Below are 22,890 nucleotides of genomic sequence, written 5' to 3' on the forward strand. Positions count from 1 at the left end.
CATGGACACCTCCCCCCTGATTCTTCTCGCCGCGGGCGGCACCGGCGGCCATCTGTTCCCGGCCGAAGCGCTCGGCGTCGAATTGGTCCGGCGCGGGTTTCGCGTGCGCCTCGTCACGGACGCGCGAGCGCTTCGTTACAGCGGGCTGTTCAGCAAGGACATGATTGACGTCGTGGCCAGCGAGACCGCGCGCGGCCGCAATCCGCTGCAGCTTGCCCATGCCGGCCTCACGCTCGCTGCCGGCACGCTGTCGGCCTTCAATCTGATGCGCCGGTCGAAGCCCGTCGCAGTGGTTGGCTTCGGAGGCTATCCGACGCTGCCACCATTGATCGCAGCCAGGCTCGCCGGCGTGCCAGGCATCATCCACGATGCCAACGCGGTGCTCGGCCGCGCCAACCGTTTCCTTGCGCGCCACGTTCGCGCCATCGCGACGTCCCTGCCGGGCGTGCTCGACCGTGATCCTGCATTGGCGCCGAAGACCACGACCGTTGGCACGCCGATGCGTCCGGCGATTCTCGCAGCTGCCGCGGTGAAATACATGCGGCCGGAGCCGAATGGGCCACTCCGCCTGCTCGTCGTCGGCGGCAGCCAGGGCGCGCGCATCATGGCCGACATCGTGCCGGGTGCGATCGAGCGGCTCGAGCCGAACCTGTGGAGCCGGCTGATCCTCACCCAGCAGGTCCGCGAAGAGGACATGACGCGGGTGCGGGCGGTCTACGACAAGCTCAAGATCAACGCCGAGCTCGCGCCGTTCTTCACCGATCTGCCGGCGCGGCTTGCCTCCAATCATCTCGTCGTGTCGCGCTCCGGCGCCGGCACGGTCGCCGAGCTCGCCGCAATCGGGCGGCCCTCGATCCTGGTACCGCTGCCCGGGTCGATCGACCAGGACCAGTTCGCCAATGCCGGCGTGCTCGCCCGGGTCAACGGCGGCTTGCGCATTCCCCAGACCGAGTTCACCTCCGATCGGCTGGCCGCCGAAATCTCCGCTTTCGCCGTTGAGCCCGCGCGCCTCGCCGCCATGGCCGAGGCTGCCCGCGGCGCCGGCCGGCTCGACGCCGCCGAGCGGCTGGCCGATCTCGTGGTCAAAGTCGCCGGACTCTGACGCCTGTTCTGCCTCGGAATGACCAAAAATGCCCCTTGTCATGCCCCGCGAAAGCGGGGCATCCAGTATCCGGCGCCGCTGATTTGAATCTCGGGCGGCGCGGAGTACTGGATCGTCCGCATTCGCGGACGATGACCCTGAGGAACCCACATGAGACTGCCGCGCGGGATCGGAGCCATCCACTTCGTCGGGATCGGCGGTATCGGTATGAGCGGCATTGCCGAGGTGCTGGTCAATCTCGGCTACACCGTGCAGGGCTCGGACGCCTCCGACAATTACAATCTCGAGCGGCTGCGCAAGAAGGGCGCAAAGGTCTCGGTTGGCCACAAGGCCGAGAACGTCGACGGCGCCGACGTCGTCGTGGTCTCCTCCGCGATCAAGCGTGACAATCCGGAATTGATGGCGGCGCGCGCCCAGCGCATTCCGGTGGTGCGCCGTGCCGAGATGTTGGCCGAATTGATGCGGCTGAAGAGCTGCGTCGCGATTGCCGGCACCCATGGCAAGACCACGACGACCACGATGGTCGCAACATTGCTCGACGCCGGCGGTCTCGATCCGACCGTGATCAACGGCGGCATCATCAACGCCTATGGCTCGAATGCGCGGTTAGGTGCCGGCGACTGGATGGTGGTGGAAGCGGACGAGAGCGACGGCACCTTCTTGAAGCTGCCGACGGATGTCGCTGTTGTCACCAATGTCGATCCCGAGCATCTCGATCACTTCAAGACGTTCGAAGCCGTGCAGGATGCGTTCCGCCATTTCGTCGAGAACCTGCCGTTCTACGGCTTTGCCGTGATGTGCATCGATCATCCGACCGTGCAGAGTCTGATCGGCAAGGTCGAGGACCGCCGCATCATCACCTATGGCGAGAACCCGCAGGCCGACGCGCGGCTCGTCGACCTCACGCCGATGGGCGGTGGATCGAAATTCAAGATCGCGATCCGCGATCGCAAGAGCGGTGCCGTGCATGAGATCGCGGATCTCATGCTGCCGATGCCGGGACGTCACAACGCCTCCAACGCGACCGCCGCGATCGCGGTGGCGCATGAGCTCGGCGTCTCCGACGATGCGATCCGCAAGGCGATGGCCAACTTCGGCGGCGTGAAGCGCCGCTTCACCAAGACGGGCGAGTGGAACGGCATCACCGTGATCGACGATTACGGACACCATCCCGTCGAGATTTCCGCGGTGCTGAAGGCGGCGCGCGAATCCACCAATGGGAAGATCCTCGCCGTGGTGCAGCCGCACCGCTTCACCCGCCTGCAATCGCTGTTCGAGGAATTCTGCACCTGCTTCAACGATGCGGACGCGGTTGTTGTCGCCGAGGTCTATCCCGCAGGTGAGACGCCGATCGAAGGCATCGACCGCGATCATTTCGTCGCCGGCCTGCGCGCCCACGGCCATCGCCAGGTGATCCCGCTGCCGGCATCCTCGGATCTCGCGAGCATCGTCAAGGGCGTGGCGAAGTCAGGCGATCTGGTCGTGTGCCTGGGCGCCGGCAACATCACACAATGGGCGTATGCGCTGCCCAATGAGCTGAAGGCGCTGGGGTGAGCAATCGCATGAGCTTCCCCGACATCACGCCCGAACTCAAAGCCGCGATGCCTGACCTGCGAGGGCGGCTGCTGGCGAACCAGTCGCTGGCCGAGCTCACCTGGTTTCGCGTCGGCGGTCCGGCGCAGGTGTTGTTCACGCCGGCCGATGAGGACGATCTCGCTTATTTCCTCGCGCGTGTTTCAACAGACATTCCGGTCTACGTCGTCGGCGTCGGCTCAAATCTCATCGTGCGCGATGGCGGCATGTCCGGCGTCGTGATCCGTCTTGCGCCGCGCGCCTTTGGCGATGCGAGCGCGAGCGACGACATCGTCACCGCGGGGGCTGCCGCGCTCGACAAGCGCGTTGCGGAAGTGGCGGCGAGCGCCTGTGTCGGCGGGCTCGAATTTCTCTTCGGCATTCCCGGCACGATCGGCGGCGCGCTGCGCATGAATGCAGGCGCCAATGGCGGCGAGACCAAGGACGTGTTGATCGAGGCGACCGGCGTCGGTCGCGACGGGAAGAAGCACATCTTCTCCAATGCCGACATGAAGTTCGTCTATCGCAGCAGCGGCGTTGATCCCTCGATCATCTTCACTTCCGCGCGCTTTCGCGGCGTCATCAAGGACGTGGAGGCGATTCGCGCCCGCATGGCGGAGGTGCAAAACCATCGCGAGACCGCGCAGCCGATCCGCGAAAAAACCGGCGGCTCGACCTTCAAGAATCCGCCCGGCCACTCCGCCTGGAAGCTGATCGACGCCGCCGGCTGCCGCGGCCTGCGCGTCGGCGGCGCGCAGGTGTCGGAGATGCACTGCAATTTCCTGATCAACACGGGCGATGCGACCGGCCACGACATCGAGACGCTGGGCGAGACCGTGCGCGAACGCGTGAAGGCAAACTCGGGAATCGAGCTACACTGGGAAATCAAAAGGATCGGGGTTCCCTGATCGCCGTCATTCCGGCGGCGCGAAGCGCAACTATGGTGCGCAGTTGCGCACCTGAGAATCTCGCGATTCCGGGTTCGATGCTACGCATCGCCCCGGAATGACAGAAGCAAGGTGACTGAACACATGCGCATCACCATTCTCTTCGGCGGCTCCAACAGGGAGCGTCTGGTCTCGGTCGCAAGTGCGCAGGCCCTGCATCAGGCATTGCCCGAAGCCGATCTCTGGTTCTGGGATGTCCAGGACAAGGTGCATGTCGTCCAGTCGAAGCAGCTCGCCGAACACGCCCGTCCCTTCGAGGACGAATTCAATCCGGGCACGCGCGGCGTTCCGCTCGAGCAGGCGCTCGACCGGGCCAAGGCCGAGGATCGCGTGCTGGTGCTCGCGCTACATGGCGGCCGCGCCGAGAACGGCGAATTGCAGGTGATGTGCGAAACGCGCGCCGTGCCCTTCACCGGATCGGGCTCGGCATCCTCGCATCTCGCCTTCGACAAGATCGCCGCCAAGCAATTTGCCGCGCTCGGCGGCGTGACGCCGCCGAGCGGCATCGCGCTGGAAGACATAGACGAGGCTTTTGCCGAATACGGCAGGCTGATCGCAAAGCCGGCGCGCGATGGTTCGAGCTACGGCCTGATCTTCGTCAACGCCAAGCAGGATCTCGTCGCTGTCCGCAACGCTGCGAAGCATGAAGAGTACGTGATCGAGCCCTACATCGCCGGGATCGAGGCGACCTGCGGCGTGCTGGAGCGGCCGGACGGCTCGATGATGTCGCTGCCGCCGATCGAGATCATCCCGGGCGAGGGCAATTTCGACTATGCGGCAAAGTACCTGCTCTCGTCGACCCAGGAGATCTGCCCCGGCCGCTTTTCGCCCGAGGTTACCGCGGCGCTGAAGGACCAGGCGATGCGGGCGCATCGGGCGATGTCCTGCACCGGCTATTCCCGTTCGGACTTCATCGTGTCGGACAAGGGCCTGGTCTATCTCGAGACCAACACGCTGCCGGGCCTCACCAAATCCTCGCTCTATCCCAAGGCGCTGAAGGCGCAAGGAATCGAGTTCGTCGACTTCCTGCGTGATCTGATCGAACTCGCCGAGCGGCGCGTGCGGAAATAATTAGGTTTGGTTAACGGCAGGCCGGGCGAAACGGCCCGTTTTGGAACCCAAAATCGGTAAAATGCCGGACATTGCGGCATAAATACCTCACAAAACGCGGCAAAAAGCTCCGGCCGTTAACGAATTTTACCTTTTGTTTACCAGGAAGTCCGAAGGTTAACGCTGGCGGCGCATATGGCGTTTTCGCTGCCGGCGCGTGGGCTGTCGCGGGTGTTCCCGTAGCAAGCCAACGCTTTGAAGGGGAGAGGCTTCTTCTGCTGAAGACCACCCGGCCGGCAGGTCCGAGACGTCATGGGCGCCAGACCCCGCGAAATTTCCGCGGGCTAACTGTTGACGAGCTCGTGCAATGGATGGTGCAGGCAGCCTCACTCGGTCGGTACGGCGATCGCTGAGGCCCCAAGCTGACCTGAAGGCGGCCGCTATCGGAGCGGTCGTGCTTCTGCGCGAGTGGATCGAACAGAGGCGCCACGACAGGCTTCAGGCAAAACGGGAAGAAAAGCTCCTGGACAAGCGCGCCCGCGCCAAGGCCAATTTCAAGGCCGTTCCCGACCGCGAGCCGACACCGCGCATCGTCGCACTGGTCGAACGCTTCCTGCCGCGCCGGGTGGGCATCTGCCTGACCGTCATCCTGCTTGCCGGCGCTACCGGCCTCGGCATCGTCAAGGGCGGCCATCTCCAGGATTTCATCACCGCGGTCAGCGATGTCCGCAATGCGCTGGCCAATTCTGCCGGCTTCCGCATCACGTCCGTCGTCATCAACGGCCGCAAGCAGCTCAGCCAGGACGAGATCCTCGCCGTCGGCGGCGTCAGCGGCCGCTCCTCGCTGCTGTTCCTCGATGCCGACGGCCTGCGCGACAAGCTCAAGGCCAATCCGTGGATCGCGGACGCGACCGTGCTGAAGCTCTACCCGGGCCAGCTCCAGATCGACATCACCGAGCGCAAGGCGTTTGCGCTTTGGCAGGAAGCGGGCCGGCTCTCCGTGATTGCCGACGACGGCGCCGTACTCGAGCCTTACGTTTCGCGCGGTTTCCTGACGCTGCCGCTCGTGGTCGGCAAGGGCGCCGCCACCCAGGCGCGCGATTTCCTCGCGCTGCTCGCGCGCTATCCGCAGGTGCAGTCGGTGACCAAGGCGGCGATCTTCATCGGCGAGCGCCGCTGGAATCTGCGGTTGAAGGACGGCCTCGATGTGCGGCTTCCAGAGCAGGACGTCGGCAACGCGCTTGCCGCCCTGTCCAAGCTCGACAAGGAGGAGAAGCTGTTCTCCAAGGACATCGTCGCCGTCGACATGCGTCTGCCCGATCGTCTCGTGGTGCAGCTCTCCGACGACGCCGCGAAGGCGCGCGAAGAGCTGTTCAAGGACAAGAAATCCAAGAAGAAGGCCGGTGACTCCGCATGACCGGTCTCGATCGCACCCAGACGCCGAAGACCCGCCCGATGCCGCACAAGCGCGCCGGGCTCGTCGCCTGTCTCGACATCGGCACCAGCAAGATCGCCTGCATGATCGCGCGGCTGAAGCCGTCCGCGCCGAGCGAGGCCCTGCGCGGCCGCACCCATGCGGTGGAATTGACCGGCTACAGCCAGATCCAGGCGCGCGGCATGAAGGCAGGTTCGGTGATCGATCTCGGCGAATGCGAGCAGGCGGTGCGTCAGGCCGTGGGGCTTGCGGAGAAGATGGCCAAGGTGCGAGTCGAATCCGTGCTGCTGTCGGTCTCCGGCGGCCGGCTCGCCGGGCACATGGTCGAGGCCGCCGCCGACATCCGCGGCGGCGCGGTCACGCCGGCCGACGTCAGTCGCGTCACCTCCACCGGCATGCGCCATGCCACCGGCGAGGGCCGCACTGTGTTGCATGCGCTCCCCGTCGGCTACACGCTCGACGGCGTCAAGGGCATCCGCGATGCCCGCGGCATGGTCGCGCGCCAATTCGGCGTCGACATGAACGTCGTGACCTGCGACGCCGCCGTGGCTCGCAACCTGATGCTTGCAGTGGAACGCTGCCACATCAACGTCGAAGCCATGGCGGCGAGCCCCTATGTTGCCGGCCTCTCCGTGCTGACCGACGACGAGGCCGATCTTGGCGCCGCCGTCGTCGAGATGGGCGCGGGCACCACGACCATCGCCGTCTATTCCGGCGGCCGCTTCGTGCATGCGGCCGGCTTTGCGGTCGGCGGCCATCATATCACGATGGACCTGGCGCGCGGACTGTCGGCGACCATCGCCGATGCCGAACGGATCAAGACGCTCTACGGCACGGTCATCACCGGCGGATCGGACTCGCGCGAGCTGATGTCGGTGCCGACCGCCGGCGACGAGCAGGATCTGCCGCAGATCGTCTCCCGCGCCACCATTGCCAACATCGTCAAGCACCGGGCCGAAGAAATCTTCGAGATGGTTCGCGACAAGCTGAAGGAATCGCCCTTCGCGGCCGAGCCGAATGGCCGCATCGTTCTCAGCGGCGGCGCCTCGCAGCTCACCGGGCTCGTCGAACTCGGCACGCAAATTCTCGGCCGTCCCGTGCGGATCGGCCGACCGCTCGGCTTCGGCCGGCTGCCCAATGAGGCGAAGAACGCCGCCTTCGCGGTGCCCGCCGGGCTCCTGGTCTACCCGCAATATGTTCATCTTGAACATGTCGAACCGCGGCATACGCGGCAGATCAAGACAGGGACCGGCGGCTATTTCGGAAAGGTCGGACGATGGCTTCGCGAGGGCTTCTGATGACTCGTTTCCACGTTCCCGGATTTTCACCAACTCCCGCGGCCGCCGGCCGGGGCGAACCCACGCGCGCGTGATCGAGAGGCAACCATGACCATCAGTATCAACGTTCCTGATATTCACGAATTGAAGCCGCGGATCACCGTGTTCGGCGTCGGCGGCGCCGGCGGCAACGCCGTCAACAACATGATCACGGCGGGCCTTCAGGGCGTCGACTTCGTGGTCGCCAACACCGACGCGCAGGCGCTGACGATGTCGAAGGCGCAGCGCATCGTGCAGATGGGCACGCAGGTCACGCAGGGCCTCGGCGCCGGCTCGCAGCCGAACGTCGGTGCGGCGGCCGCGGAAGAGGTGATCGATGAGCTTCGCGACCATCTCTCGGGCGCCAACATGGTGTTCGTCACCGCCGGCATGGGCGGCGGCACCGGCACGGGAGCCGCTCCGGTGATCGCCAAGACCGCGCGCGACATGGGCATCCTCACCGTCGGCGTGGTGACCAAACCTTTCCACTTCGAAGGCGGCCGCCGCATGCGCACGGCGGAAGCGGGCATCAACGAGCTGCACAAGGTCGTCGATACTCTCCTGATCATCCCGAACCAGAACCTGTTCCGGGTCGCCAACGAGAAGACCACCTTCGCCGACGCCTTCGCGATGGCCGACCAGGTGCTCTATTCGGGCGTTGCCTGCATCACCGACCTGATGGTGAAGGAAGGCCTGATCAACCTCGACTTCGCCGACGTCCGCGCCGTGATGCGTGAGATGGGCAAGGCGATGATGGGCACGGGCGAAGCCTCCGGCGACAAGCGCGCGCTGACTGCGGCGGAAGCGGCGATCGCCAATCCGCTGATCGACGACAGCTCGATGAAGGGTGCCAAGGGCCTCCTGATCTCGATCACCGGCGGCAAGGACCTCACCCTGTTCGAGGTCGACGAAGCTGCGACCCGCATCCGCGAGGAGGTCGACCAGGACGCCAACATCATCGTCGGCGCCACCTTCGACGAAGCCCTCGACGGCCTGATCCGCGTCTCCGTCGTCGCCACCGGCATCGAGCAGGCGGCGATCGCCCGCAACAGCCAGGCCTCGAGCGCACCGGCCGTCACCGTTGCCGCCCCGCAGGCTCCGGCTGCCGCGGCCGAAACCCGGCTCGCCGATCTCACCGCGCGGCTGCGCGCGGACAATCAGCGGCTCGCCGAGCGCGCCCAGAAGCTGGAAGCGCAGGTCCCGCCGGCCGCGGCCGCGCCGGTCGCTGCCGCCCCCATGGCGCCGCGTCCCAATGTCGAGCGCGCCGCGCTGGCTGCGATTGCTGCCGCGGTGGCGCCCGAAGTGCCCCATGCCCCGGCGCCCCAGACCTATGGCGATGTCACCGTGCGCCCGATCGCGCAGAAGCCATCGCTGTTCCCCGAGCCGGAAGCCGCACCCGTCGCGATGCACGAGCCGATGACGCCCGAGACCTTCATCCCGCCGCAGGCTGAGCGTCCGCCGCTGCGGGCGCCGCGGATGCCGCGCCTCGAGGACCTGCCGATGCCGGCCCAGGCCGAGATTCGCCAGGGCCGCGAGACCGAGGACGAGCCGACCCAGAAGACCCGCCTGTCGCTGTTGCAGCGCCTTGCCAATGTTGGCCTCGGCCGTCGCGACGAGGAGAGCGAGCCGCCGGTCACTGCCCGCACCGCGGGTCCCACGATGCCGCCACTGCCCGACCGCAAGCCGCAGCGCAGCGTGGCTCAGCAGATCGCGGCCAGCGAGCCGGTATCGGAGTATGCTCGTCGGCCCGCGCCGCAAGGTTTGGACGTCCATGGCCGCCCGGCACCTGTTGCACCGGCGCCACAGGGAGACGACCATCTTGATATTCCGGCCTTCCTGCGCCGGCAGGCAACCTGAGGATTGTTACAATCGAGGCGAGGAAAAAGGTCCCGGCGAAATGTTCGCCGGGACCTTTGGTTTTGGTGCGCAGAATCCCCGGTTGCGGGAATAACTGACTGTTTTTAAATGATTAATTATGTATTCCGTGGTCGGATAAAGTTGCCGAAACCGGCTCCAAACGTGGCGCAAATTGGTTCACGCCACGCCTGAATGCGGCAGAGTTGGGGTAACAATCGGTAAAAAAGCGTGAGTTGGTTTGTTTGGGGCAGTGACTATGGTTTGCGCGTGACTTGGGGATACGGAGATTCGAGCTGGTGCCTCGGACGGCCAGTTCGGTCGAGTATAAGTCGCAGTGGGTCGTAGGGTGGGCAGTTCCCGATGAGATTTAGCCGGCAAACAACGCTCCGCGCGCAGGCCACCGTGGTTGGCGTAGGCGTACATTCCGGTCTTCCTGTCACGCTGACCTTGGGGCCTGCACCTGTCGACGCAGGCTTGGCTTTTGTCCGCACCGGCCTCGAAGGCTGCGACCGCGAAGTGCAGGCTACCGCCGAGCAGGTCATCGCAACCGATTTCGCGACCGTTCTTGGCGATCGCGACGGCGCATTGGTGTCGACGGCCGAGCACGTGCTTGCTGCACTGCGTGGCATGGGTGTGGACAACGCCACTATCGAGATCGACGGTCCGGAAGTTCCGATCATGGACGGCAGCGCGGCGGCGTTCGTCGCGGCGATCGACCAGGCCGGTATCGTCAGCCAGCCGGCGCAGCGCCGGTTCATCCAGATTTTGAAGCCGGTCTCGGTTGCCATCGGCGATTCCTTTGGCGAGCTGCGGCCTTACGCGGGCGGCTTCCGCGCCGAGGTCGAGATCAATTTCGCCAATCCCGTGATCGGCCGGCAGGCCTATACGTTCGAGCTCAGCCCGGAGCGGTTCCGTCGCGAGATCGCGCGGGCCCGCACCTTCGGTCTGATGTGCGATCAGGCGCGTCTCTGGAGCGCGGGCTTCGCGCGCGGCGCCTCGTTCGAGAACACGGTCGTGTTCGACGAGGAGCGGCTGCTGAATTCTGAAGGCCTGCGCTACGCCGACGAATGCGTGCGCCATAAGGTTCTGGACGTGGTGGGGGACCTGGCGCTGGCCGGCCTGCCGCTGCTCGGCGCCTATCGCTCGGTCCGCGGCGGCCACAAGCTCAACCATGCCGTCCTGACTGCGCTCCTCGCCGATCGGACCGCCTGGCGGGTGGTCGAAGGTGAGGCGGCTCGCCGCACCACGCGTCCCGTGGTCGAGGTCGGCAGCGGTATCGTGGGTGGCCGGATTGCCGCCGCCTACGGGCCGGACGTGTCCTGAAGGGCCGCTTCCGGCCGCTTTGGCCCGGCCGAGCATTTCCTGGTAACCATGATCGACTAGCTTCAGTGCACGTCGCCTTAATCCGGGCGAAATGCCTGCCTATCCGGGACGTTAACGATCGTTTTGGGTTATATCGGCTTGGGTCGCATGGCAGGGCGCCGAAGCTTGTACGGCAGGTTTCGCGGCCATGGCAGGGTCATGGCGTGGCGGGCAGCGCATCACAGGGCGTCAGGTCTTAAATTCATGTCAGCACAGCGTATGACGCGCGAATCACTCACGGCTTCGCTCGCGCCCTCGGCGCGACGGTTGCTGCAGGCCGCCGCGTTTCTCGCGCTCGCGCTGCCGCTCGGAGGCTGCGGCACGGGCGAGCTGTGGGACAAGTTCACCGCCAAGGACGACACCTTCGTCGAGGAGCCGGCCGACAAGCTCTACAATGAGGGCCTGTACCTCATGAACGAGAAAAAAGACATCAAGGCGGCGAACAAGAAGTTCGAGGAGGTCGACCGGCAGCACCCCTATTCGGACCTCGCCCGGAAGTCGCTTCTGATGTCGGCCTACGCGTCCTACCAGGCCGGCGACTACGACGGCTGCATCGGCTCTGCAAGCCGTTACGTCACCCTGCATCCCGGCAGCCCGGACGCGGCCTACGCGCAATATCTGATCGCGGCCTCCCATTACGACCAGATTCCCGACATCAGCCGCGACCAGACCCGCACCGAGAAGGCGATCGCCTCGCTCGAAGAGGTGGTGCGCAAATATCCGAACTCCGAATATGCGACCAGCGCCAAGGCCAAGATCGAGGGCGCGCGCGACCAGCTCGCCGGCAAGGAGATGTCCATCGGCCGCTATTACGCGCAGAAGCGCGACTTCACGGCCGCGATCAACCGCTACAAAACGGTGGTCACACAGTACCAGACCACGCGCCATGTCGAGGAGGCGCTCTACCGCCTGACCGAGGCCTATATGGCGATCGGCATCGTCGGCGAGGCGCAGACCGCGGCTGCCGTGCTCGGGCACAATTTTCCTGACAGCCGCTGGTACAAGGACGCCTATAATCTTGTAAAATCCGGCGGTCTCGAGCCGAGCGAGAATCAGGGGTCCTGGATCAGCCGGACCTTCAAGAAGATGGGCCTCGGCGGCTAGGAAATTTTGGGGTTCCATGCTGGCGCGTCTGTCGATCCGTGACATCGTCCTGATCGAACGGCTCGATATCGAATTCGCGACCGGCCTTGCGGTTTTGACCGGCGAGACCGGCGCGGGAAAATCCATCCTGCTCGATGCCTTTGCGCTGGCGCTCGGCGGCCGCGGCGATGCCGGCCTCGTGCGCCACGGCGCGGAGCAGGGGCAGGTCACGGCCGTGTTCGACGTGCCGACGGCCCATCCCGCGACCAAGATTCTCGCCGAGAACGGGCTCGAGGACGCCAGTTTTGCAGATTCCTGCGAGATGATCCTGCGTCGCGTGCAGTTCGCCGACGGCCGCACCCGTGCCTTCATCAACGACCAGTCGATCAGCGTGCAGACGCTCAAGGCGGTCGGCGCTGCGCTGGTCGAGATCCATGGCCAGCATGACGAGCGCGCGCTGGTCGATGCCTCCACCCATCGCCGCCTGCTCGATGCCTTCGCCGGCCTCGAGAACGACGTCACCGCCGTCGAAGCGCTGTGGGATGCGCGCCGCACCGCCAACACCGCGCTCGAGGAGCATCGCGCCGGCATGGAGCGCGCGGCGCGCGAGGCAGATTATCTGCGCCATGCCTCGGACGAACTGAAGCAGCTTGCGCCCAAGGACGGGGAGGAGACTTCGCTCGCCTCCCGCCGTACCACCATGATGCAGGGCGAGAAGATCGCCTCCGACCTGCGAGAGGCGCAGGAAATCGTCGGCGGTCACAATTCGCCGGTCGCGGCTCTTTCGGCGGCGGTGCGAAGGCTGGAGCGCCGTGGCGTCAATTCGCCGGCGCTGGTCGAGCCCGCGGTGAAGGCGATCGACGCCGCGATCAATTCGTTGGAGGAGGCCGACCAGCATCTTTCCGCGGCGCTCGCCGCAACCGATTTCGACCCCTTGGAGCTCGAGCGCATCGAGGAGCGGCTGTTCGCGCTGCGCGCCGCCTCGCGCAAATACTCGACGCCGGTCGATGGCCTGGCAGCGCTTGCCGCGAAATACGCGGCCGATGTCAGGCTGATCGACGCCGGCGCCGAACAGTTGAAGAAGCTCGAGCAGGCCGCGATCGAGGCCGATGCGCGCTATGCTGCTGCTGCCAAGAAGCTCTCGGCTGCACGCCAGAAATCGGCAGACAAGCTCAACAAGGCCGTCAACGCCGAACTCGCCCCGCTCAAGCTCGAACGCGCGAAATTCATGACCCAGGTCGAGACGGATGAGCGTGCGCCGGGACCGCAGGGATTCGACCGCGTCGAGTTCTGGGTGCAGACCAATCCGGGCACCAAGCCGGGGCCGATGATGAAGGTCGCCTCCGGCGGCGAGTTGTCGCGCTTCTTGCTGGCGCTGAAGGTCGTGCTGTCCGACCGCGGCTCGGCGCCGACCCTGGTGTTCGACGAAATCGACACCGGTGTCGGCGGCGCGGTGGCCGATGCCATCGGCGCGCGGCTCGCGCGGCTTGCCGGCCAGGTGCAGGTGATGGCCGTGACCCACGCCCCGCAGGTCGCCGCCCGCGCCGACCTGCATCTGCTGATTTCCAAGGATGCCCTCGACAAGGGCAAGCGCGTCGCCACCCGCGTCAACGCGCTGGCCGCCGACCACCGCCGCGAGGAGATCGCGCGGATGCTGGCGGGAGCGGAGATCACGGCGGAGGCGAGGGCGGCTGCGGAACGCCTGCTCAGGGCCGCAACGGCTTAGTCTTGCGCCGTCATTCCGGGGCGCGCGGAAGCGCGAACCCGGAATCCAGATGTTGTGGCACGAGATTCCGGGCTCCGCCCCGCGGACCGTCACGGAATGACGGCTCTAGGCGGAGATCGAATCGTAAAGATCACTCCAGTTGGGATTGTCCTATTCGATCAATTTAACCTTCCAGGCCCTCTTCCAATTCTTGAGCTCTTTCTCGCGGCGTTATCGCCGTGACCGGATCGTCATAGGTCTCAAACCAACCAGCTGCGTGATGTTGTATTTGGCCGTAAAGCCCGGAACGGCCTTGATTCGATGCTCGTTGATCCGGCGTACGAGATCATTGGTTATGCCGCCGTAGATTGCCCCATCTCGACGGCTTGCTAGAATATAGACGTAGTACGCCATGAGCCCCCCGCCCCTCTACGATCGTCATTCCCGGGCGCATGAAGTGCGAACCCGGAACCTCGAGGTTCCGGGTCTGGTCCTTCGGACGATCGCGGAACGACGAGCAAGAACCTTCAGTATGATGGCAAGAACAGCAAAATCCAAAGCGAAGACGCTTCCTGACGTCGCCGATCTCACCAAGGCGCAGGCCAAGGTCGAGCATATGCGGCTTGCCCTTGAACTCGAGGGGCACGACAAGCGCTACTATCAGGACGACGCGCCGACGATCACCGACGCCGAATACGACGCGCTGCGCCAGCGCTTCAACGCGATCGAGAAGCGCTTCCCTGAATTCGTCAGCGCGGAGTCGCCGTCGCAGAAGATCGGCGCGGCGCCGTCCGGACGCTTCAAGAAGGTGCGGCACTCGGTGCCGATGCTGTCACTCGACAACGCATTTGCGGAAGAAGACGTGCGCGATTTCGTCGGCCGCATCGCGCGCTTCCTGAAGCTTGCCGATGATCGGGTCGATTTCTCTGCCGAGCCCAAGATCGACGGGCTCTCGATGTCGCTGCGCTATGAGGGCGGCGAGCTCGTCACTGCGGCGACGCGCGGCGACGGCGCAGAAGGAGAGGACGTCACCGCCAACATCCGAACGCTCGAGGACGTGCCGAAGAAGCTCAAAGGCCGCAACGTCCCCGACATCTGCGAGGTGCGCGGCGAGGTCTACATGACCAAGAACGCATTCCTCGCGCTCAATGAACGGCAAAAGGCTGCCGGCGACACCATCTTCGCCAATCCGCGCAACTCGGCCGCGGGTTCGCTGCGGCAGAAGGACCCCGGCATTACCGCCTCGCGCCCGCTCGGCTTCTTTGCCTATGCGTGGGGGCAGATGAGCGCGATGCCTGAGGGCACGCAGAGCGGCATGATTCACTGGTTCGAGCGCTGCGGCTTCAAGACAAATCCGCTGACCAAACTCTGTCACTCCGTCGAGGAGTTGCTCGCATTTCATCATTCAATCGAGGAGCAGCGCGCCGAGCTCGACTACGACATCGACGGCGTCGTCTACAAGGTCGACCGCATCGACTGGCAGGAACGGCTCGGCTTCGTGTCGCGCACGCCGCGCTGGGGCATTGCGCACAAGTTTCCGGCCGAGCGCGCCATGACGGTGCTGCGCGACATCGAGATCCAGGTCGGCCGCACCGGCTCGTTCACCCCGGTCGGCAAGCTTGAGCCGGTCGGCGTCGGCGGCGTGATCGTGCAGAACGTGACGCTGCACAATGAGGATTACATCAAGGGCATCGGCAACAAGGGCGAGACCTTGCGCGAGGGCCGGGACATCCGGATCGGCGACACCGTCGTGATCCAGCGCGCCGGCGACGTCATCCCGCAAGTCGTGGATGTCGTCATCGACAAGCGGCCGAAGAATGCGAAGGAATTCCACTTCCCGAAGAAGTGCCCGTGCCCGCTGCACACCGATGTGGTGCGCGAGGAGACGGCGACGGGCGAGGAGGGCGCGCGCGCCCGGTGCACCGGCGAGTTCGCCTGTCCCTATCAGAAGATCGAGCACTTGAAGCTGTTCGTGTCGCGGCGGGCGTTCGACATCGACGGTCTCGGCGAAAAGCAGCTTCAGTACTTCTTCGACGAAGGTTTTGTGAAGGAGCCCGCCGACATCTTCACGCTCCAGAAGCGCAACGCGAAGCTGAAGCTGGAGGAGATCGAGGGTTATGGCGAGACCTCGGTGCGCAACCTCTTCGGCGCCATCGAGAGCCGGCGCAACATCGCGCTGGAGCGTTTCATCTATGCGCTCGGCATGCGCCATGTCGGCGAGACCACGGCCTTGGCGCTGGCGCGCGGCTATGGCTCCTGGGACGCCTTCCACGACGCCTGCCTCAAGGTCGCCAACGGCGACGAGGAGGCAATTGCCGATATGGATGCGCTCGACCAGATCGGCGACACCGTGATCAAGAGCATCGCCGACTATTTCGGCGAGAGCCACAATCGCGGCATCGTCGAGCGGCTGACCGGCGAAGTCGACATCGTCGACGCCGCCAAGCCGAAGAGCAATTCGCCCGTCGCCGGCAAGACCGTGGTGTTCACGGGCTCGTTGGAGCGCATGACGCGGGATGAGGCCAAGGCGACGGCGGAACGGCTGGGCGCGAAAGTGTCGGGATCGGTGTCGAAGAAAACTGACCTCGTCGTCGCCGGCCCCGGTGCGGGCTCGAAGCTCGCGGACGCCAACAAACACGGCGTCAAGGTGCTGACTGAAGACGAGTGGTTGAAACTGATCGGCGAGTGAGGTTCTGGCGCTCGCGCCTCTCATTCCGCTGTCATTCCCCGCGAAGGCGGGGAATCCGGTATTCCAGAAGCAGTAGTTGGATACGGAGAAGTCGCGGCGTACTGGATCACCCGCCTGCACGGGGGATGACATCGAGATCGTTGCAGTGACTGTCGGCCAGGGCGACAGCGTCACATCATCCCGCTCTCTTCAGCGTCAGCGCGACGCCGACGGCGATTGCGAGCGCGCCTCCTGTTACGGCGTAGAAGATCGCGCGCCAGCCGAAGGCGGTCTCGATCAGGCCGCCGGTCAGGGGCGAGAGCATCTGCGCGATCATCATGACGGCAATGACGAGGCTGATCATCGCGCCGACGCGTTCGCGATCGTAGAGATCGCGGATGATGGCGCGGCTCACCATGCCGGTGGCCCCGCCCAATGGGAGGTGTCATCGCCCGGCTTGACCGGGCGATCCAGTACGCCGCGGCGTCTCCGTATGCGACTGCTGTCTCTGGAATACTGGATTCCCCGCTTTCGCGGGGAATGACAGCGGAGGTTGGGACGAGAATTGCGCCGAACGCGACAGAGCTATGCAGCGCTATTTCAGCTCCGTCGTCGCCTCATCGAGCCACACCTTGGTCGCCTCATCGAGCGCGGGCCGCACTTCCGCCCTGACGCGGGCGTGGTAGGCGTTCAGCCAGTCGCGCTCGTCCCGGCTCAGCATCGCTACCTCAATCAGCCGGCGGTCGATCGGCGCCAGCGTCAGCGTCTCGAAGGCGTTCATCGGCTTCTCGGCGCCGGCGATGTCGGTGGCAACCACCAGCTCGAGATTCTCGATCCGGATGCCGAAGCCGTCGGTCTTGTAGTAGCCGGGCTCGTTGGAAAGGATCATGCCGCGCTTGAGCGGCGTGGTGCCGAGTTTCGAAATGCGGGCAGGCCCCTCATGCACGGAGAGATAGCTACCGACGCCGTGGCCGGTGCCATGCTCGAAATCGACACCGGCGGCCCAGAGATATTGCCGGGCCAGCGTATCGAGCTGCGCGCCGGTGGTGCCGTCAGGAAACACCGCGCGCGCGATCGCGATATGGCCACGCAGCACGCGGGTAAAGCGGTCGCGCATCTCCGCGGTCGGCTCGCCGACGGCCATGGTGCGCGTGACGTCGGTGGTGCCGTCTTCATACTGCGCGCCGGAATCGATCAGGAGAAGATCGCCGCGTGCGATCCGGCGGTTGCTCTTGCGGGTGACGCGGTAATGTACGATGGCGCCGTTCGGGCCCGTTCCGGAAATGGTCGGGAACGACACATCCCTCAAGGCGCCGGTGTCGCGCCGGAAGGTTTCCAGCACCTCCACGGCGTCGATCTCGGTGAGCTTGCCCGAGGGCGCCTCGCGATCGATGAAGGCGAGGAAACGCGCCAGCGCCACCGCGTCGCGCCGGTGCGCGGTCTTCGTGCCTGCGATCTCAGTGCTGTTCTTGACCGCCTTCAGCAGCGTCACCGGATCGGCGCCGCGCAACGGCTTGCCGCCGCTGCTCGCGATCAGCCGGCTGAGCGCGTCGGCGGCTGTTGCATTGTCCAGCGCGATCGCCGCGCCGCTCGTGGCGAGCGCCATCAGTGTCGGCGTCAGTGCATCCGGCTCGCGCACGTCGGCGGACTGTTCGAGATGGTCGCGTGTCAGGTTGGAGAGTTTGCGGTGGTCGATGAACACGGTCGGCCGGCCGTCCTTCGGCACCAAGGCGTAGGACAGCGGCAAGGGTGTGTGCGCGACGTCACCGCCGCGGATGTTGAAGCTCCACGCCACCGCATGGCTGTCGGACAGCACCAGCGCATCGGCGCCGAGCTTGCCGATCTCGCCGCGGATCTGGGAGAGTTTCTCCGCCTCCGCGACCCCTGCATGTTGCAGGGCGTGAACCACGACCGGCGCGATCGGCGCGGGCGGCCGGTCCTGCCAGACGGCGTCAACCGGATTCGAGTCGACCGCCACCAGCTCGGCGCCGGCCTTGGCGCAGGCGGCGGACAGGCGCTCGGCTGCCGCAAAAGTGTGCAGCCACGGGTCAAATCCTAGGCGGTCGCCGGACTTCAGATGTGCGGACAGCCAGCTTTCCGGCGGCGGTTCGATCAGCGACTCGACCGCCCAGGCCTTTGCATCGACCTGCTTGGCCGCTTGCAGCGTATAGCGGCCGTCGACGAACACCGCCGCCTCTTGCGGCAGCACGACCGCCAGTCCCGCCGAGCCGGTGAAGCCGGTGAGCCAGGCCAGCCGCTCCTCCGACGGTGCCACATATTCATTCTGCTGCTGGTCGGCGCGCGGAACGACGAAGCCGGTGAGCTTGCGGCGGGCGAGTTCTTCGCGAAATGCCGCAAGCCGCGCGCTCAATGCGACGCCGGCCTCCGGCTCCTCGAATGTCTGGAAGTGAGCTTCGAACATGCTGTGACTATCTTAGGGTGACGGGGATTGCTCCGCAATGTGGACGCAATCGCCGTGCATTGGCATAGGCTGTGCTTGCGAAGTTCCATTCGCGTCGAGTGGAGTAAAGGATGCGGCTTCCGCGCTTCGTCCGGTTGACAGGGCAAAATGAGCAAGTGGTTCATCTCAACGGCGAGGGGACACACGATGCCTGCGTTTTCGTTTGAAAAGATCTCACCTCCGGTCCGCCGCGGACCGTCATCCTCTGAGCCAGAGAAGCCGCGCGGCGTCCTCTACCAGCTGATCGATCGCTTCGCCGAGCGCCGCGCCAAGCGGATCTTGCGCGAGGAGCGCGCGCCCATCCGCCGCGACGACAAGCCGGCGGAATAGCGAGCGACGCATCGACGTACGTGGGCAAAGGCGCGAAGCGCCGTGCCCACCATTTTTCCCCGACCTCGGCAGAATTGGGGGGCACGCTTCGCTTTGCCCGCCCTACAAGCTACACTTCCGCAGCAGCAGGCTGCTCCAGCCCTCGATCCGCAAGTGCCGCACCGGCACGAGGCCGCGCGCGCGGTAGGCGGCGATGACGGCGGGGGCCTGGGGCGTCAGGAGCCCGGACAGGATGACGTGTGCGCGAGGTGCAAGGTGCCGCGCCATCGGGCCCGCCAATTGCCGCAGGGGATTGGCGAGGATGTTGGCCAGCACCAGGTCGAACGGGGCCCACTTGGCAAAATCGGGCGCGGCAAAGCCGGTAGCACGAATCGCATGCACGTGGTGACCGGCCTCGTTCAGACCTGCGTTCTCGCGAGCCACGCGCACCGAGGGCGGGTCGATGTCGCTCGCCAGCACCGCGCGATGCAGCGCCTTGGCCGCCGCGATCGCCAGCACGCCGGTCCCTGTGCCGAGGTCGAGCATGCGCTTCGGCCGGGAACCTTTCAAAACGTGGTCAAGCAACAGTAAACAGCCGCGCGTCGTGCCGTGATGGCCGGTGCCGAAGGCCAGGGCCGCCTCAATCTCGATGGCAAGCTTGTTCGGCGGCACGCGGTCGCGGTCGTGGCCGCCATGGACGACGAAGCGTCCGGCCGGAACGGGCACCAGATCCGAAAGGCTTGCTTTGACCCAATCCTTGGCCTCGACGCTGTCGAACACCAGCGTGTCCGCAATCCCGGGGCCGGCCGTTTCAGTGATGATCCCCTTAAGGAACTCCTGATCCGGCGCATCCGCGAAGTGCAGCGTGACGTCCCAGCGCCCGTCCGGCTGCTCGAATGCCGCGACCGCCGCGTCGCCATCGAAAAAGATCTCGGTCAGGACGTCGACGACGCGCTTGGCGGCAGCCTCGTCGCCGATCGCAAGGCTCGCCCGGTGAGTTGGGGTGGGGGTGGGGGACATTGGCTTCAGATCTACTCGCTTAATTCGGTCCAATTTGACACGTTTTCGTCGCGCTTCATCTCAAAACTTGTGATGGCTGCGTTTATTCAACTTTAGGTTCTGCTCCGTAGATTGCCGGATGTTGGGTGCAGCCAACGCAATTGGAAATTGGAGGCAAATCTTGAAGCGCATGGTTCAAAAGTTCTGGTCCGATGAGTCCGGCGCCACCGCGATCGAATACGGTCTGATCGCAGCCGGCATTGCCCTGGCGATCATTACCGTGGTCAACGGCCTGGGCACCAGCATCAATGACAAGTTCGGTTCAGTAAGCAGCTCCTTGAAGTAATTTCCGCCTCCGTTTTCCGAGCGGGGGCTTTTTTCATTCAAGACAGCGGCCGACGCCCGCGGGGAATGCCCCTTGCGGGCGAAGTCGTTTTTGGCGGCGGCAGTGTCTCGGTCCGACGCTTCGCTCACGGCCGCTGGCGGAGTTCCTTCAGTCATGGCCGATCGAACGAATGACCCGGGCCGGATTTCCGGCGACAAGGGTATTCGGAGGAATGTCCCTGGTGACGACCGCCCCCGCGGCCACAACCGAGTTTTCGCCGACTGTCACCCCGCCGATGACAGTTGCTCCTGCCGCGATCCAGACGTTTCTCTCGATCACGATGGGCTTTCCGATCGTAGCGGCGCGGCGCTGCGTAGGATCGAGGGGATGGCCCGTCGTGATGATGCTCACGTTCGGCCCGATCATCACATCGTCCGCGATGTCGAGGCCGCCAAGGTCGTAGAACGTGCAGTTCTGATTGACGAAGACATTTCGCCCGACGCGGATTTCGTCCCCGCCGGCGGTATAGAATGGTGGGATCAACAAGAAGCCGTCGTCCACCTTCCTGCCGGTGAGTTCACTGAACAGGGCCCGGACTTCGTCTGCGTCGTTGAACGTCAAACGGTTGAGCCTGGCGGTGATCGCCATCGCGCGTTTGATGTTTGCCGACATGGCCGCTGATTCCGGCGTCCGCCGATAAACGATCCTGGTGCCGTCGTCATGCGCCATGCGTTGTTTCCCCCGGTCTACAGTCGAGCATGCCCATAGGATTCCCTGTCTCGATCCACGGTTTGTCCACCGATTGGTCCACAGGGATATCCCGAATTTGCCCTCAGATTATCCCCGGCTTGGTCCTCAGGGCTTTTGCGACCCTCGCGCTACTTTTCCCCGCATGCCGGACAGGCCTGTGCACAGGCTATCCACACGCCTATCAACGGCTTGGGAACAGCGAGCGGTGATCTCTCAGGATCACCCGCGCAGCATTGTGGCCGGGGGCGCCGGTCACGCCGCCGCCGGGATGGGCGCCGGAGCCGCAGTGATAAAGGCCCTTCAGCGGCCCGCGGTAGTCGGCATGTCCCAGCATCGGGCGGGCCGAGAACAACTGGTTCAGCGTCAGCGCGCCGTGGAAGATGTCGCCGCCGAGCAGGCCGAATTGCCGCTCGAGGTCGAGCGGGGAGAGGATCTGGCGGCCGAGGACGCTCGCCGCAAAGCCCGGCGCGTATTTGTCGACCGTCGCGATCATGAGGTCGGCGACCTCCTCGCGGTGGTCGTCCCAGGACCTGCCGTTGGGGAGTTCCGGTGCGACGTGCTGGCAGAACAGGCTGGCGACGTGTTTTCCCTCAGGCGCGAGCGTGTCGTCGAGCGTCGAGGGGATCAGCATCTCCACGATGGGCGAGCTGCTCCAGCCCTGCGCACGCGCATCCAGATAAGCGCGATCCATATAGGCGAGACTCGGCGCGATGATGATGCCGGAGGTCAGATGATCGCCCTCGCCGGGGAGTGCCGTGAACGACGGCAGGCGGTCGAGCGCCACGTTCATGCGGAAGGTGCCGGAGCCGTTCTTCCAGTGCCGGATGCGGGCGAGGAAGTCGGCAGGCAGGGCGTCCGCCGCGACAAGGCGCGTGTAGAGCAGCTTTGGATTGACGTTCGACGCAACGTACTTCGCGCGGATGCTCTCGCCGTTCTCGAGCACGACGCCCGCGGCGCGGTCGCGCTCGACGATCACCTCGCGCACGCCGGCATCCGTTTGGATCGCGACGCCCCGGTCGCGTGCCGCGCGCGCCATGGCCTGCGTGATCGCGCCCATGCCGCCGATGGCGTGACCCCAGACGCCTTTCTTGCCGTTCACCTCGCCGAAGGCGTGGTGCAACATCACGTAGGCCGAGCCGGCCGCATAAGGGCTTGCGTAGTTGCCGACGATGGCGTCGAAGCCGAACAGCGCCTTGACGAGATCGTGTTCGAAACGCTCGTCCAGCATCTCGCCGGCTGACCGCGTGAACAGGTCGAGCAGGCTGCGGCTCTGCTCCAGGCTCAAGCGGCGCAGGATGTTGGCGCTTTGCAGCGCGTTGACGCTCTCGCGGATCGCGCCCGGACCGAAGCCGTCGAGCAGATTCGGCGGCGCGCGCAGCACGAACTGGCGCAGCACGTCGGCGATGGTCTCGAGCTCGCGCGAAAAGCCGTCAAGCGCCTCGGCATCATGCGCACTGAGCCGCGCCACGGAATCCTTCGTTCGGCCCTCGCCGGTGAGGAGATGGCTGCCATCGGCCGCGGGCAGAAAATTCTGCGCTCGCCGTTCGACGATGCGCAGGCCCTGTTCGGCGAGCTTGAGATCGCTGATGACCTGCGGATTGAGCAGGCTCACCGTATAGGCCGCAACCGAATTCCTGAAACCGGGGTGGAACTCCTCGGTCACCGCCGCACCGCCCACCACCTTGCGCTGCTCGACAACTGCCACCCGTAGCCCCGCCATCGCGAGATAGGCCGCGCAGGTGAGGCCGTTATGGCCAGCGCCGATGATGACGACGTCGGTTTCGGTCATGAAAGCTTCAACATTGTCCACTGTCGCCGCGGATGCGGTCCAGGAAATGACGCCTGTATATCAGGCATTCCCTGTCGCGACAGTCCCAGCATTTATTGCCCGTTCATGCGCCTTGTGCTCCATTGCGCGCCTCCGGCGCCCGCCGGAGCTTTGCCGGAGC

At 65.2% G+C, this 22,890-nt stretch carries 17 protein-coding genes and 2 pseudogenes; 13 read left to right on the plus strand and 6 right to left on the minus strand.

Features of this window, described 5'->3' with window-relative positions; all coding sequences use genetic code 11:
- The first annotated feature begins 1 nt into the window (after window position 1).
- The 10 genes from murG to recN all read left to right on the plus strand — a co-directional run bounded on the left by murG (window position 2) and on the right by recN (window position 13,450).
- Complete coding sequence (murG, locus tag QA640_RS12005; protein ID WP_283040831.1) at window positions 2-1,102, plus strand: undecaprenyldiphospho-muramoylpentapeptide beta-N-acetylglucosaminyltransferase; 1,101 nt, start codon at window positions 2-4, stop codon at window positions 1,100-1,102.
- Between the two features lie 150 nt (window positions 1,103-1,252).
- The gene (gene murC, locus QA640_RS12010; RefSeq protein ID WP_283040832.1) at window positions 1,253-2,656 is read left to right on the plus strand and encodes a UDP-N-acetylmuramate--L-alanine ligase; all 1,404 of its coding nucleotides are present in this window, start codon (window positions 1,253-1,255) and stop codon (window positions 2,654-2,656) included.
- Between the two features lie 8 nt (window positions 2,657-2,664).
- Complete coding sequence (murB, locus tag QA640_RS12015) at window positions 2,665-3,582, plus strand: UDP-N-acetylmuramate dehydrogenase (protein ID WP_283040833.1); 918 nt, start codon at window positions 2,665-2,667, stop codon at window positions 3,580-3,582.
- 123 nt (window positions 3,583-3,705) lie between these two features.
- Window positions 3,706-4,692: a D-alanine--D-alanine ligase gene (locus QA640_RS12020; protein ID WP_283040834.1), complete on the plus strand. Its 987-nt coding sequence runs from the start codon at window positions 3,706-3,708 to the stop codon at window positions 4,690-4,692.
- Between the two features lie 346 nt (window positions 4,693-5,038).
- Window positions 5,039-6,088, plus strand: a complete 1,050-nt coding sequence (locus QA640_RS12025; RefSeq protein WP_283040835.1) for an FtsQ-type POTRA domain-containing protein — start codon at window positions 5,039-5,041, stop codon at window positions 6,086-6,088.
- Complete coding sequence (ftsA, locus tag QA640_RS12030; RefSeq protein ID WP_283040836.1) at window positions 6,085-7,404, plus strand: cell division protein FtsA; 1,320 nt, start codon at window positions 6,085-6,087, stop codon at window positions 7,402-7,404. The genes QA640_RS12025 and ftsA overlap by 4 nt, the downstream gene beginning before the upstream one ends.
- 87 nt (window positions 7,405-7,491) lie before the next feature.
- Window positions 7,492-9,279, plus strand: coding sequence for a cell division protein FtsZ (gene ftsZ, locus QA640_RS12035; RefSeq protein ID WP_283040837.1), 1,788 nt, complete (start codon window positions 7,492-7,494; stop codon window positions 9,277-9,279).
- 360 nt (window positions 9,280-9,639) lie between these two features.
- The gene (gene lpxC / locus QA640_RS12040; protein WP_283040838.1) at window positions 9,640-10,602 is read left to right on the plus strand and encodes a UDP-3-O-acyl-N-acetylglucosamine deacetylase; all 963 of its coding nucleotides are present in this window, start codon (window positions 9,640-9,642) and stop codon (window positions 10,600-10,602) included.
- 243 nt (window positions 10,603-10,845) lie between these two features.
- Window positions 10,846-11,745, plus strand: coding sequence for an outer membrane protein assembly factor BamD (locus QA640_RS12045; RefSeq protein WP_283040839.1), 900 nt, complete (start codon window positions 10,846-10,848; stop codon window positions 11,743-11,745).
- Window positions 11,746-11,761: 16 nt separating this feature from the next.
- Window positions 11,762-13,450: a DNA repair protein RecN gene (gene recN, locus QA640_RS12050; protein ID WP_283040840.1), complete on the plus strand. Its 1,689-nt coding sequence runs from the start codon at window positions 11,762-11,764 to the stop codon at window positions 13,448-13,450.
- 150 nt (window positions 13,451-13,600) lie between these two features.
- Here the strand turns inward: recN and QA640_RS12055 are convergent.
- Window positions 13,601-13,843, minus strand: a pseudogene (locus QA640_RS12055) (GIY-YIG nuclease family protein).
- A gap of 121 nt (window positions 13,844-13,964) precedes the next feature.
- Here QA640_RS12055 and ligA point away from each other — a divergent pair.
- On the plus strand, window positions 13,965-16,118 hold the full coding sequence (gene ligA / locus QA640_RS12060; protein ID WP_283042774.1) for an NAD-dependent DNA ligase LigA: 2,154 nt from the start codon (window positions 13,965-13,967) through the stop codon (window positions 16,116-16,118).
- 196 nt (window positions 16,119-16,314) lie between these two features.
- Here the strand turns inward: ligA and QA640_RS12065 are convergent.
- Both QA640_RS12065 and QA640_RS12070 read right to left on the minus strand, forming a co-directional pair.
- Window positions 16,315-16,533, minus strand: a pseudogene (locus tag QA640_RS12065) (MFS transporter); the annotation flags it as partial.
- Between the two features lie 159 nt (window positions 16,534-16,692).
- Window positions 16,693-18,519 carry an aminopeptidase P family protein gene (locus QA640_RS12070; RefSeq protein WP_283040841.1) on the minus strand — a complete coding sequence of 609 codons (1,827 nt, stop codon included), beginning with the start codon at window positions 18,517-18,519 and terminating at the stop codon, window positions 16,693-16,695.
- Window positions 18,520-18,705: 186 nt separating this feature from the next.
- Here QA640_RS12070 and QA640_RS12075 point away from each other — a divergent pair, with 186 nt between their 5' ends.
- A complete protein-coding gene (locus QA640_RS12075; RefSeq protein WP_283040842.1) occupies window positions 18,706-18,888 on the plus strand; it encodes a hypothetical protein in 183 nt (60 codons plus the stop codon).
- Window positions 18,889-18,990: 102 nt separating this feature from the next.
- Here QA640_RS12075 and QA640_RS12080 read toward each other — a convergent pair whose 3' ends face one another.
- Window positions 18,991-19,887, minus strand: coding sequence for a 50S ribosomal protein L11 methyltransferase (locus QA640_RS12080; RefSeq protein WP_283042775.1), 897 nt, complete (start codon window positions 19,885-19,887; stop codon window positions 18,991-18,993).
- Between the two features lie 160 nt (window positions 19,888-20,047).
- Here QA640_RS12080 and QA640_RS12085 point away from each other — a divergent pair, with 160 nt between their 5' ends.
- Window positions 20,048-20,212, plus strand: coding sequence for a Flp family type IVb pilin (locus QA640_RS12085; protein ID WP_283040843.1), 165 nt, complete (start codon window positions 20,048-20,050; stop codon window positions 20,210-20,212).
- A gap of 147 nt (window positions 20,213-20,359) precedes the next feature.
- Here the strand turns inward: QA640_RS12085 and QA640_RS12090 are convergent, their stop codons facing one another.
- Window positions 20,360-20,920, minus strand: coding sequence for a sugar O-acetyltransferase (locus tag QA640_RS12090; protein WP_283040844.1), 561 nt, complete (start codon window positions 20,918-20,920; stop codon window positions 20,360-20,362).
- A gap of 202 nt (window positions 20,921-21,122) precedes the next feature.
- Window positions 21,123-22,730: an NAD(P)/FAD-dependent oxidoreductase gene (locus QA640_RS12095; RefSeq protein ID WP_283040845.1), complete on the minus strand. Its 1,608-nt coding sequence runs from the start codon at window positions 22,728-22,730 to the stop codon at window positions 21,123-21,125.
- Window positions 22,731-22,890 lie beyond the last annotated feature (160 nt).

Origin of the sequence: Bradyrhizobium sp. CB82 (genome assembly GCF_029714405.1) — a bacterium.
In the GTDB taxonomy this organism is placed as follows: Bacteria; Pseudomonadota; Alphaproteobacteria; order Rhizobiales; family Xanthobacteraceae; genus Bradyrhizobium.

Bases quoted from the DNA above. Each gene is read 5' to 3' on its own strand.
- murG (WP_283040831.1), top strand. From the start codon at position 2: ATGGACACCTCCCCCCTGATTCTTCTCGCCGCGGGCGGCACCGGCGGC.
- murC (WP_283040832.1), top strand. From the start codon at position 1,253: ATGAGACTGCCGCGCGGGATCGGAGCCATCCACTTCGTCGGGATCGGC.
- murB (WP_283040833.1), top strand. From the start codon at position 2,665: ATGAGCTTCCCCGACATCACGCCCGAACTCAAAGCCGCGATGCCTGAC.
- QA640_RS12020 (WP_283040834.1), top strand. From the start codon at position 3,706: ATGCGCATCACCATTCTCTTCGGCGGCTCCAACAGGGAGCGTCTGGTC.
- QA640_RS12025 (WP_283040835.1), top strand. From the start codon at position 5,039: ATGGATGGTGCAGGCAGCCTCACTCGGTCGGTACGGCGATCGCTGAGG.
- ftsA (WP_283040836.1), top strand. From the start codon at position 6,085: ATGACCGGTCTCGATCGCACCCAGACGCCGAAGACCCGCCCGATGCCG.
- ftsZ (WP_283040837.1), top strand. From the start codon at position 7,492: ATGACCATCAGTATCAACGTTCCTGATATTCACGAATTGAAGCCGCGG.
- lpxC (WP_283040838.1), top strand. From the start codon at position 9,640: ATGAGATTTAGCCGGCAAACAACGCTCCGCGCGCAGGCCACCGTGGTT.
- QA640_RS12045 (WP_283040839.1), top strand. From the start codon at position 10,846: ATGTCAGCACAGCGTATGACGCGCGAATCACTCACGGCTTCGCTCGCG.
- recN (WP_283040840.1), top strand. From the start codon at position 11,762: ATGCTGGCGCGTCTGTCGATCCGTGACATCGTCCTGATCGAACGGCTC.
- ligA (WP_283042774.1), top strand. From the start codon at position 13,965: ATGGCAAGAACAGCAAAATCCAAAGCGAAGACGCTTCCTGACGTCGCC.
- QA640_RS12070 (WP_283040841.1), bottom strand. From the start codon at position 18,519: ATGTTCGAAGCTCACTTCCAGACATTCGAGGAGCCGGAGGCCGGCGTC.
- QA640_RS12075 (WP_283040842.1), top strand. From the start codon at position 18,706: ATGCCTGCGTTTTCGTTTGAAAAGATCTCACCTCCGGTCCGCCGCGGA.
- QA640_RS12080 (WP_283042775.1), bottom strand. From the start codon at position 19,887: ATGTCCCCCACCCCCACCCCAACTCACCGGGCGAGCCTTGCGATCGGC.
- QA640_RS12090 (WP_283040844.1), bottom strand. From the start codon at position 20,920: ATGGCGCATGACGACGGCACCAGGATCGTTTATCGGCGGACGCCGGAA.
- QA640_RS12095 (WP_283040845.1), bottom strand. From the start codon at position 22,730: ATGACCGAAACCGACGTCGTCATCATCGGCGCTGGCCATAACGGCCTC.